Below are 10,913 nucleotides of genomic sequence, written 5' to 3' on the forward strand. Positions count from 1 at the left end.
ACCTCCGCACACGACGCAAATACTAAGCTTAATATTTATAAATATACGATTATTACAAATATTAAGATTTGTATATAATTTATTATCAGTAAATTATATGTATTGATGCGTGCTTTTGGCGGTTCGCTGACGATGTATGGCCTTGCCAATAAGGCTTAGGCCATACATTATCTATAAACTGAAACGCAGGGCCAGATAGTACCCCTCTTAAGTTTAGTTCACTTTAAAGCTGAATACCGCCGATTCGGACGTGTTGCCCCTGGCATCCCGTGTTACTATCTTCCAGTAGTATGTGGTGGCAGCAGTTACCGTGTTATCATTCAGGAATTTATCAGTTACCTTAGCCTTTACCAGCGTGTTGGCCGATGCATCTGTGCCCAGGTATACATCATAATTCAAAATATCGTTATCGGCATCGGCACTTTGCCAACTCAGGTTTATTTTGCTACCAACTGCCGTAACTGCCTGGCCTAAGGCCGGGGCAACTGCATCTGCCGGGAAAGGTGCATAATACAGCGTACCGGGACCCGGGTTGTAAAATTTCCAGGTATCGCTTGTGCCAACCTCGGTTGTTTTGGTAGATTTTGCCTCTACAAACCAGGAGTAGGGCATGCCACGCGGAAGTGCTTTTATGAGTGGCGGGGAGTTTGTTGTTTGGGTAGATTGTTCGCCAGATATTAAATTTTTTACAGTTACAACATAACTTTCGGCATTGGCAACTGTATCCCAAACCAATAATATCGTACTTTCAGACGGGGATGAAATAGCGCTTGGTGTACATGCCGAGTTTTGTGCAGGGAAAAGTAATACGGGCTTTCCGGGTGGTAAAATTTCGGGCACTGCATCGTTATGCTTATCGCCGCAGCCAAATAAGGCCATTGCCAGCAACAGCAGGAATATATTTATTCTCATTTCTTAATTATCTTAAAAACTTTTTGTTCTCCGTCGGTAGTTAACTTTAGCGTATAAGTACCCACCATGGTAATACCCGCCAAATTTAACCGCAGGGTGCCGGTAGGGCTGCTGATCTTTTCGCTATAAACCAAATTGCCCATTGCCGAATAAACGTCGGCCTGTACATTAGTTGGGGTACGCCTTCCCAGGTTAATGTTTATGGCATTATCGAAGGGGTTGGGGTATGGTACTATAATATCGGTAATGTTAAGTATCTGCCGTATGATGCCCTGGCATGGTTTATCGCTCGTCATCACCAACTCGTTTCTGCCGGTAGCCAGCGGCAAACTAATTGTGCTATCGGTTGTGGTATATAATACTCCGTTCAGCTGGATATTGTAAACGCCGGCCCCGCTCATTGCAAGCTGTACTTTTGTTTTATCGTTGCTCACGGTTGTGTAGAGCGATATATCGCGAGGTTCAATTACAACTACCGTATAACACTGGCTATACCCGCTTTGCCCGGCAATAGTGATGCAAAGGTTGTAGGTACCCGCCGCCAGGTTGTTAAAAGCAGTTGTGTTATTGAATGATTGCGATTGGTTTGCGGCCCCGGTTAGGGTTGCCGTGTAGTTTAAATTTTGCTTGGCGGTAACACTTATGCTGCCGTTGCTGTTGCCTTTGCAAGTAGCACCGCTGGCCGAAACGGTAAAATTATCAGTTGGCAGGTTAGTTATGGTAAGCGTACCCGGCACATATGTAAACACATAATTGGCCGCCACCGCACCGCTCAATGCAATGGGGTATGTGCCGGGCCCGGATGCGGCCGTTGCCGTGGTTGAGGCTGTAGGCGCCGTTGTTATGCTTGCCTGCGTGTCTGAGTTAACAAATCCTGTATAAGTAAAAGTGAATGCAGGATTTGGCGTGCCGGCCAGGCGTGTTTTATCATCTGCTTTAACAGTAAGCGTAGCAGGTTTTACAAGCAGTAGCTGAGTGGCCTGGCTTACATACAAACCGGCCGAGGTTGCTGTAATAGTGGTAGTACCTGCCCCTGTAATGTGTACCTTATTGTTTACTATGGTTGCTACAGCGGTATTGCTGCTGGTGTAGCTAACAGTGCTGTTGGTTGGCGGTACCGCATTTAAGGCAACATCGGCACTGCCGTAAACCATTTCGGGTATGGGGTTTAATACAACCAGTTTGTTAGCATCTGCCGTAACCGCGAATAACTTTGATACACTGGCGCCCGCAATATCTGTAGCAGTAATAGTTACAGTTGTTTTTTCGGCGGGGTTGAGCCTTGTACCGGCTACGGGTAATTGCGAAATTTTTATGCCGCCGGTGCCGCAGCTTCCGGCAACAATAACTCCGGCAGTGTAATCGGGGATGGTGGCTTTGCCGTCGGGTTGTAAAGGCAAAAGCTTATCCTCAAAGGTAGTGGTTATGGCCAGGTCGCCTGTTATGTTCACTTTTATTTGTGCAGTAGTAACAGAAGAAGGTGAGCCAATGCTGCCGTCCTGAAAACCCGCTTCTCCACCTGCCAAAGTAGTTACCAAGCCGGTAGCATCTATTTTACGGATGGTATTATTAAGGGCGTCGGCAACATAAATATTGCCCTTGCTGTCAACGGCTATCCCTTTAGGTAGCCTAAACCTTGCTTCGGTACCTTGGCCGTCCACGTTTCCGGCTACATCTTTATTCCCCGCTATGGTTTTAACAAAGCCATCGGGCGATATGCTGGCCACCGAATGCCCGTTTATTATAAACAATGTACCATTACTGTTTACTGCTATACCTGTTGGGTAAATATAGCTTTCGGGGCCTTGCAGTGTTAAAGCAGATACCACCCCGGCCGGAGTGATCTTGCGGATGGCATTGGCATTAGATTCGGCCACGAATAAATTGCCGGCTTTGTCTATCGCTATTCCGGCAGGCCCGTTATAATAGGCGTCGCGCGCGCCGTAGGGTTGGCCGTTGAATACGTATTTGCCCGAAAATACCGAAACGATGCCGGTTTGGGCCAGTTTTGCTATAAGGCCTACGCTGGAGTCGGTTATATAAACGCCGCCATCAGGCGCAGCTACCATCCCCGTAGGAGCAAAAGCGGCGGAAATATCAATCCCCGGGAGAGAGCGGCCATCGCCGCCACCCGATTTACCGGCAAGTATTGATATATTGCCTTGCGCATCTATTTTGCTTACGCTGCTTTGTATATTAACATAAACATTGTTAAAAGCATCAATAGTTATGCTACCGGGGTAAGGGATACCTGTTTCGGTGGCTTTGCCATCCTTATAATTTTCGGTGCCATTGCCTGCCAATGTGGTAACAACGCCACCGGCACTTATTTTGCGCACCCTGAAATTATTGTATTCGGTAACATAAAGGTTTCCGGAGGCATCAATAGCCAGGCCGTTGGGGTAATTGAATTTTACGGCTGCAGGGTTTAGCGGTGCACCGGCATCTTCAACTTTTACGGTTACTGTTTGGTTGCCAAGTGTGGTGCAATCGAAACTTAAAGGGCTTACCGTAATTTTTGGTGTGGCAGTTGCGGCAGCAACCGTTGCCACATCGGCCAGGGTAATGTTCTTTGTGCCGCTACCGCTGAGTTTTAGTTCCACTACGTCGGCCAATGGTGTTATAAGGGTTGCCTTGGTATCGGGCAGGCCATATGTAAAACCAGGCAGCGAGGCAGTGCCAAGCGGAGTAGTTACCGATACCGATCCGCTGTTACCTCCGGCTATCACCGCTGTAATAAACCGCGGCGACTGCACAACGAACGAGGCCGCCGGCGTGCCGCCAAAGCTGACGGCTGTTGCGCCCGTAAAGTCGGTTCCCATGATACTAACCTGGGTACCTTGTGTTGCATTTACAGGGCCAAAAGCGGTTATTGTTGGAGCTGCGGCTACATGCGGCTTATTAGGGAGTATCGTGATAACTCCCGATAGGCTTGCTACCAGTTCGGGCCTGCTGTCGCCATCCAGGTCGCCGGCTGCTAAATGCATTATTGTGCCAATGTATGAATCCATCCGCGGCGCAAGCGAGTTTTTGTCGAAGCTACCCGGCGTGCTTTTGTTTAGGTATATGCCAAAGCCTGTGGGTTTTGTGTAATCGTTTTGTTGGTTGGTTATAATGTCCGGTTTACCATCGCCATCTATATCGGCCAGCATAAGCCTAAGCAGTTGTATGGTGCTAAATTCAACCTTCGGTGCAAAGGAGATATTGCCTTTGGTAGATGTATTGCGTAAGATGCAAAAAGTAGAATCTACCTGGCTGGAGATAACAAGATCGGGTTTCCCATCTCCATCAATATCGCCTACTACAGGTATCGCGAACAAAGATTTCCCGATGGAGAATTTTATTTCGGGCGCAAAGGTGGCCGCGTTGATCGCGTTAGGTACAGCCGTATTACGCAGAACAGAAATGCTGCCATCAGTGTTGCCCGTAACAATATCGGGTTTACCATCGCCATCCAGATCGCTAACCGTTACTACGGCAGGGTCGCTGCTGAGTGCGTAGGACATTTCGGTACTAAATTCGAAGGGTTTAGTTTTGTAAACGTTTTGCGAAATGCTTACAGACCTGGCATTGTTGCCGCCTGATGATACCACATCCATCAAGCCATCCCCATCTATATCAACGGCAGTAACCGCCAGCGTGGATGATGAAGTACCGTTGTAAACCGGTGCCCCGAAAGAGAAATTGCCCGGTGTAGAGGTATTGGGGCTGATGCTAAAACTGCCGCCATAGGTGAATGGGCCACCGCCTCTGCTCAAAATATCCGGTTTGCCATCGCCGTCAACATCCCTTAAGCCTACAATATTGTCGGCTTTGATATCAACTTTTGGCTCAAACGAAGCAGCGTTGAGCGGTGTACCTTTAACCGAGATGTTGCGGTATATTGACATTTTACGGTTGGCGTAATTGGAATCTATTAAAGCCACCATATCCAGTTTTCCGTCGCCATCTACGTCGGTTATTATTAGTGAGTTGCCTGTTCTATATGTGCGGATAAATACCGGGTCGGCAAAGTCGTTTAACGAAAAGCTGTTTTTCGACTCGAACGTGGTAACAAAGGGCTGCCAGGAGTTGCTTACCCGTTTATTATCGTTATTGGTAACAGTAATATTTTCGTACATGCTGCTTACCGGCACGGTTACCGTTAAACTTGTAGCCGAAGCTGCGGTTACTGTAGCTGTTACATTACCCATAACAACCGTGTTGCCCTGGGGTGAAGGGCTAAACCCGCTCCCTGTTATGGTGAATTGCGAACCAACCGCACCTTTTAAAGTACTTACAGCGGTTATTTGGGGCGGGCTAATAACCACCTGGGCATGATAATATACCGGTTGTATGTAGCCATTAACGGTTGATACCAATATATCGGGGTAGCTATCGCCATCTATATCTGCCACGGCCAGGTTAACAGGTTCTGCGGGCATGTCGATATTTATCGGCAGGTCGAAAGAAATAGCGGTGCCGGCACTGGTATTGTGGAATACCGCCAGGGTATTATGGTTATTATTGTAGGCATTGGCTACTACAACGTCGGGTTTGCCATCGCCATCTACATCTGTTAGGGCATATGAACCAAATATGTTAAAAGTTTGGGCATCACCCAAACTTACTGCGGGAGCAAAAGAAGATTCGTTCATTGTGCCTTTGGTGGCGGTGTTCCTGTAAACTGCGATACCGGCAGCAATTATATCCAGTTTGTTATCACCATCTACATCTGCCAGCCTAAAATTGCGGTAGTAGCCTGCGGTTGTAAGTTGCCCGGGAGCAAACGAGATAAGGCCCGGTGTTGATGTGTTTCTTGCCGCAAATATCCCTCTCACATTATTGCCGTCGTAATACCCATACACCAGGTCGGGCTTGCCGTCGCCATCAATATCGCCAACCTGGGCATCCTCCCCGCCGTTGTTGCCGAGAGGGCCGGAAGTAGCTGTAAAGAATATGCCTGCTGTAGATGATATGTTACGGTAAATATTAAATGTGCTGTAAAAATTCCCTAATAAAATATCGGTTTTACCATCACCATCCATATCTCCCAGTGTTATTTTATCTACAGTGCCATACTGGTCTACAGTTATGGAGTTTGCCTGTTCAAATGCAGGTTTACCGGGTGTTGAAGTATTGCGGAGTATATAAATAATTTTTGCCGCACTCGAAAAGGCTATCAGGTCTGCCTTGCCATCGCCATTAAGATCGGCTATTTTAAGCATATCAATAGGTTTATCTATTGTAAACTCTGTAGGCGTATCATATTGGTCTGTAGTGTGCCCGAGCAACAGGCCTTTGCTAAGCCGCACGTGTATCCAGTTTTTGGTAAGGGTAGTGGTTACCATATCGGGCGCGCCATCGTTATCAATATCTACCACATCTACACTGGCAGTTCGGCTTGTGGCATAAGTATATGCAACGGGTATCTCAAAATCTGGCGCCCTGATGCCGGTGTTGCCGCTATAGGTAACATTGAAGGGCTTGTTAGAATAGGCAGAACGGATGGTTTCGGTATTTAAAACGGATATAGGCTGATAGGTGGAGCCGGCCGGTACCGTAGTTACTATCTGCGTTTCGGTGGCCGATACCACCTTGGCTTGTGCCCCGCCAAAGTAAACCACATTTTTATCTGCAGCGTATTTGTTAAAGTTGGTGCCTGTAATAGTTACGGTTGTACCTACCGGCCCGCTCATGGGTGTTATAGATGTTATGGTAGGCGCTATAACCGGGTTATTGCGTAATACCGAAACCTTATTAAGGTTATTAGTAGTTAAAATATCGGGGCGGCCGTCGCCATCTATATCGCCCATGGCCACCAAAGCCATATCATTGGCTACCGGCATATCTAATTTAGCTGCAAATGTGCCGGCATTAATAGCGCCTGCCGAATTAAGCCCCCTGAAAATAGATATGCGGGCATTGGCATATACCGATACTACCATATCCAAGTAGCCGTCGCCATCTAAATCATCAAAGGCCACATCGGTTGGCAGTGAGGGGTAGGTGCCTATCGGAAAAATAACCTTGGGCAAAAACGAATTACTGCTAATGCCGGGGCCTGTTGTAGCATTTTCTAAAATGTTGATGTTGCTATCATAGTTGTTAATGGTTATTAATTCGGGTTTGTTGTCTTTATTCAGGTCTGTGGCTAACAGGCGTTTTGGGCCCGAACCCGATAAAAAAACAACATTTGGCGCAAAAGAAGCCGAATCTACCACCCCTGGTGTGGCCATAGTATTGCGCATTACTATAACAGTACTTATGTTGTTAATACCAGCCAGGTCGGGTTTGCCGTCCCCGTCCAGGTCGGCAATTATTACAGCTTGTAACGGCCTGGTAACATCGTAATTGGTGGCGAACGATGAAGCGTTTATAACGCCCCTGGTAGTTTTATTCAGCAATATCGAAACAACCACCCCATTGGATGTAACTATGTCCGGTCGCCCGTCGCTGTCAATATCTCCAATGGCCAGCGATAGTGTATTTGAGCCGGTAGTGAAACTAACTTTTGCTTCAAACGAATTTGCGTTGATATTGCCCGGTGCCGAAATATTACGGTAAATGGATACACTGTTTTCGCTCTTGTCGGTAACTACAAGGTCCGGTTTACCATCTCCATCCATATCCTGCAGGGCCAGGGCAGTTGGGGCGGCACCTGTTGGCAGGTTTACCGGGGCGGCAAAGGAAGCTTTATTAATAGCACCTTTTATGCTTGTGTTACGCAATACCGATATGCTGGTACCGCCGGTTGAAGAGGTGTTTAAAATGGCCATATCAAGCTTACCATCGCCGTCAATATCGGCGGTGCAAATGGTTTGCGGCAGGGAGCCGGCAGAAAACTCTACTTTAGGGTCGATATCAGATAAGCCTATAGAGTTTTTTGAATCGGCTGTTACCATAAACGACACATTACTGTAACCTGTAAGCCCGTTTGATGTATTTAAAACTGATACAGGTTTGTAAGCGGCACCGGCAGGTACTGTTACGGTGAGCGATGTAGCACTTGCAGCGGTAACCGTTGCCTTTACGCCACCAAAAAACACCTGGTTGTTTGCTGCTACTGTATTAAAGGAGTTGCCGCTAATGGTTACTGTAGAGCCAACTTTCCCGCTTGCGGGCGTAAATGAGTTTACACGGGGTGCCTGCGCAAATAAGTTGGCAGTAAAAAGCAGCAGGAATATGCAAAAAAGTAAAGGTTTTTTCATTTAGGGGGTTTAGGTAATACTATAACTATTGATGCCGGACTAAGATATTTTGTGATATGTAAAGTTATTAACTCTTAGGTAATTAAAAAAAACAAAACTCTACTTAGAAGTTGGTGCCGGCAATAATTTATTGCAAGGGTTTTGCAGCAGGCTTTAACAATAATGTATGGCGGTTAACTGCAAGCTTGCGGCCGGTACGCTTTTTATAAACGAGGGTAAGAATGATGGAGAGAGCAATGGTAATGCCGCGTAATATATTCGCCGACATATTACCGAAAGCGTTCTCGCTCATGGCAAAAAGCTCCCATGCCAAATTCATCAGTGTATGCAGGATAATGGGTACCCACAAGTTAAATTCCCATTCGGCAAATAGCCAGGCGAATAGTACCGAGCCCATGAAAGTAGTGATGAACACACCGAATAGTGTACCCGCATCGTGGCTTTGGTATAGGTGCCCTGCGGCGAATATGAGCGAGCAAACCAATATCGACGGCAAAAAGCCAAGCTTCGTTTTACGAAACAACTGCCCGAAGAAGAACCCCCGGAAATACAGTTCTTCAAAAAAGCCTGCGAATAATGTTTGCGCAATTAGGTTGGGGACAGATGTAACCGGCTTTAACCCGAAGAAAATAAAGCCACCCAATAGCAACGGTGCCGCGAAAATAAGCGAAGCTATAAAGGCGATGCCGATGTTACCATTAAGCCCCAGGTAGGCCGGGAAATTATAGCCTTTGTTAATGATGCAGACCGCCGCAAAAATGGGAATGCCTACTGCCACATAAGCCCAAAAATAGCCGGCCAGCCCGTAGTGCACCCATTTGTTGAAGAAAAGCATAATGGCCTCGAAGTTTTTAAACCCGATGTAGTATAGGGCAAAGCCCGCTATTAGCCATAATGCCTGCTTCATAACCGCAATATATTTATTATTTTGGCTTCTATGCAACCTATTAAGCTCAGCAAACAACAAGCCCGCAAAATTATTTTGAATGCCGCAGGGCTTGCCAAAAAAGCACAGTTCGGTACGGGGATAGAGGCGGTTTATAACATTATTAACCACCTGGGCTTCCTGCAGTTAGATACCAATTACGTTGTTGAGCGTGCGCACCATAATGTAATGGCAGCGCGCGTACCCGATTACGAACTAAGCTGGCTGGACGAACTGCGCGAGGATGGGCAGATATTTGAATACTACACTTCGGATGCCGGTTTCATCCCCATGCATGATTTTCGGTTCTCGTTACCTATAAAAGAGGCTTTTACTAAACGCCACCAGCTAACGCCAGCCGAAAAGCAATTGATGAAGCAGGTGCTGAACCGCATAGAGCGCGAAGGTCCGTTAATGGTGGGCGATTTTGAATACGACCGCGAGCAGGCCAGCACCGGCTGGTGGGACTGGCGCCCCGCCAAGGTAGCTTTGGAGCGCCTTTATTATTATGGGCAATTGATGATAACGCGCAACGCCAAATTTCATAAAGTATACGATGTCCCGCTGAACCTGGTGCCGCCCGACACCGACCAGACCATGCCTTCGCCCGAAGAGTATGCCCGCTTTGTTATCCGCCGTACGCTGGGTGCTTTAGGTATTGCCCAGGCAAAAGAGCTGGCCTGGCGTGCGCGTTTTGTGAAAGATAATTTGGTGAAGAAGGAGTTGGCTAAAATGGTAGCGGAGGGGGAGCTTTTAACGGTAACTATCGAGGGTGTGAAAACTGCACCACTTTACATGCTACCCAACCAGCAAACAGAAGTGGAGATATCGGGCGATGCTTTTATCCTTTCGCCTTTTGATATCCTGAACGTTTTCCGCCACCGCCTGCGCGACTTTTTTGATTTTGATTATCAGGTGGAATGCTTTGTGCCTGCACCCAAACGCAAGTACGGCTATTTCTCGTTGCCCGTATTAATTGGCGACACCTTTGTTGCCCGTATGGATGCCAAGGCCGACCGCAAGCAAAAGGTACTTATCGTACACAACCTGCATTTTGAAGAGGTGGAGCTAAGCGATGCCATGATGCAAAATTTGATAGAAGCATTAAAGGATTTTATACGCTTTAACCAATGCAGGGATGTGGAGTTTAAGAAAACGAATAGGGAAGAATATTTGCAAATAATACAGGATGCATTGAAATAGTCTGCGGTCGATGGTGCGCGCGTGCCGCGCGTTTCTATAATGGTTTTGGTGAGGTTATTGCTCTACCAAAACCATGAAAGCTATCTATCTGCCAATATTATGCCTCCTGCTTTTCTCTTGTGGCGAGGGCAAAAAGAACCAACCAACTCAAGATACTACACAAGCATCCCTAACCGACACGGTTGATTCTGCCAATGCAGTACTTGCAGATACGGCGGCAGCTGACGCAGAACCAACAGATCCTATTGTCTTCATTCGCCAAATAGTAGAAGATATTAACACCTCACCCACCGAGAAGAAGCACTTCGAATTTATGTGCGATGAACAAATGAAGGTAGACTATTATTACAGCGATAACCGTATAGTAAAAATATCGGTAGACTATGGCACCGTTGGCGATGTGTATGCCAAAGAAGATTACTATTACAGTGCCGAAGGCAAGCTGATATTTATGTACGAATTTACAGAAGGCGGCCCCGCCTGCGAAGGTTGTATTAAAAAGCATGAATACCGCTCTTACATCCAAAACGATAAGGTTATTAAATACCTGAAAGATAAAGTAGAAGAGAAATGCCGGATGTGCGCGTTCGCCTCAGGTTCAAAACAATATAAATTGCTAAGCGCCAAAGATGTTGAAAGCGTAAATGCAATTTTATGCCGTTAAAACCCGACCCTGCCAACGG

5 protein-coding genes are annotated in these 10,913 nt (G+C 46.8%); 2 read left to right on the plus strand and 3 right to left on the minus strand.

Translation table 11 applies throughout. From position 1 onward, the window contains the following. Positions 1-213 precede the first annotated feature (213 nt). The 3 genes from BC343_RS25280 to BC343_RS25290 all read right to left on the minus strand — a co-directional run bounded on the left by BC343_RS25280 (position 214) and on the right by BC343_RS25290 (position 9,009). Positions 214-912, minus strand: a complete 699-nt coding sequence (locus tag BC343_RS25280; protein WP_078350603.1) for a hypothetical protein — start codon at positions 910-912, stop codon at positions 214-216. Next, a complete protein-coding gene (locus BC343_RS25285; RefSeq protein WP_078350604.1) occupies positions 909-8,102 on the minus strand; it encodes an FG-GAP-like repeat-containing protein in 7,194 nt (2,397 codons plus the stop codon). Before BC343_RS25285 ends, BC343_RS25280 begins: the two co-directional genes overlap by 4 nt. A gap of 127 nt (positions 8,103-8,229) precedes the next feature. Continuing rightward, complete coding sequence (locus BC343_RS25290; protein ID WP_143822346.1) at positions 8,230-9,009, minus strand: CPBP family intramembrane glutamic endopeptidase; 780 nt, start codon at positions 9,007-9,009, stop codon at positions 8,230-8,232. Between the two features lie 30 nt (positions 9,010-9,039). Here BC343_RS25290 and BC343_RS25295 point away from each other — a divergent pair, with 30 nt between their 5' ends. Further along, positions 9,040-10,230 (plus strand): winged helix-turn-helix domain-containing protein, encoded by a 1,191-nt coding sequence (locus BC343_RS25295; protein WP_078350606.1) that lies wholly within the window; start codon positions 9,040-9,042, stop codon positions 10,228-10,230. A 73-nt stretch (positions 10,231-10,303) separates the two neighbouring features. Then, positions 10,304-10,894 carry a hypothetical protein gene (locus tag BC343_RS25300; RefSeq protein ID WP_078350607.1) on the plus strand — a complete coding sequence of 197 codons (591 nt, stop codon included), beginning with the start codon at positions 10,304-10,306 and terminating at the stop codon, positions 10,892-10,894. Positions 10,895-10,913: the final 19 nt, after the last annotated feature.

The organism is Mucilaginibacter pedocola (assembly GCF_002013915.1).
Lineage (GTDB): Bacteria > Bacteroidota > Bacteroidia > Sphingobacteriales > Sphingobacteriaceae > Mucilaginibacter > Mucilaginibacter pedocola.

Coding starts and splice junctions, on each gene's coding strand:
- BC343_RS25280 (WP_078350603.1), bottom strand. CDS start 912: ATGAGAATAAATATATTCCTGCTGTTGCTGGCAATGGCCTTATTTGGC.
- BC343_RS25285 (WP_078350604.1), bottom strand. CDS start 8,102: ATGAAAAAACCTTTACTTTTTTGCATATTCCTGCTGCTTTTTACTGCC.
- BC343_RS25290 (WP_143822346.1), bottom strand. CDS start 9,009: ATGAAGCAGGCATTATGGCTAATAGCGGGCTTTGCCCTATACTACATC.
- BC343_RS25295 (WP_078350606.1), top strand. CDS start 9,040: ATGCAACCTATTAAGCTCAGCAAACAACAAGCCCGCAAAATTATTTTG.
- BC343_RS25300 (WP_078350607.1), top strand. CDS start 10,304: ATGAAAGCTATCTATCTGCCAATATTATGCCTCCTGCTTTTCTCTTGT.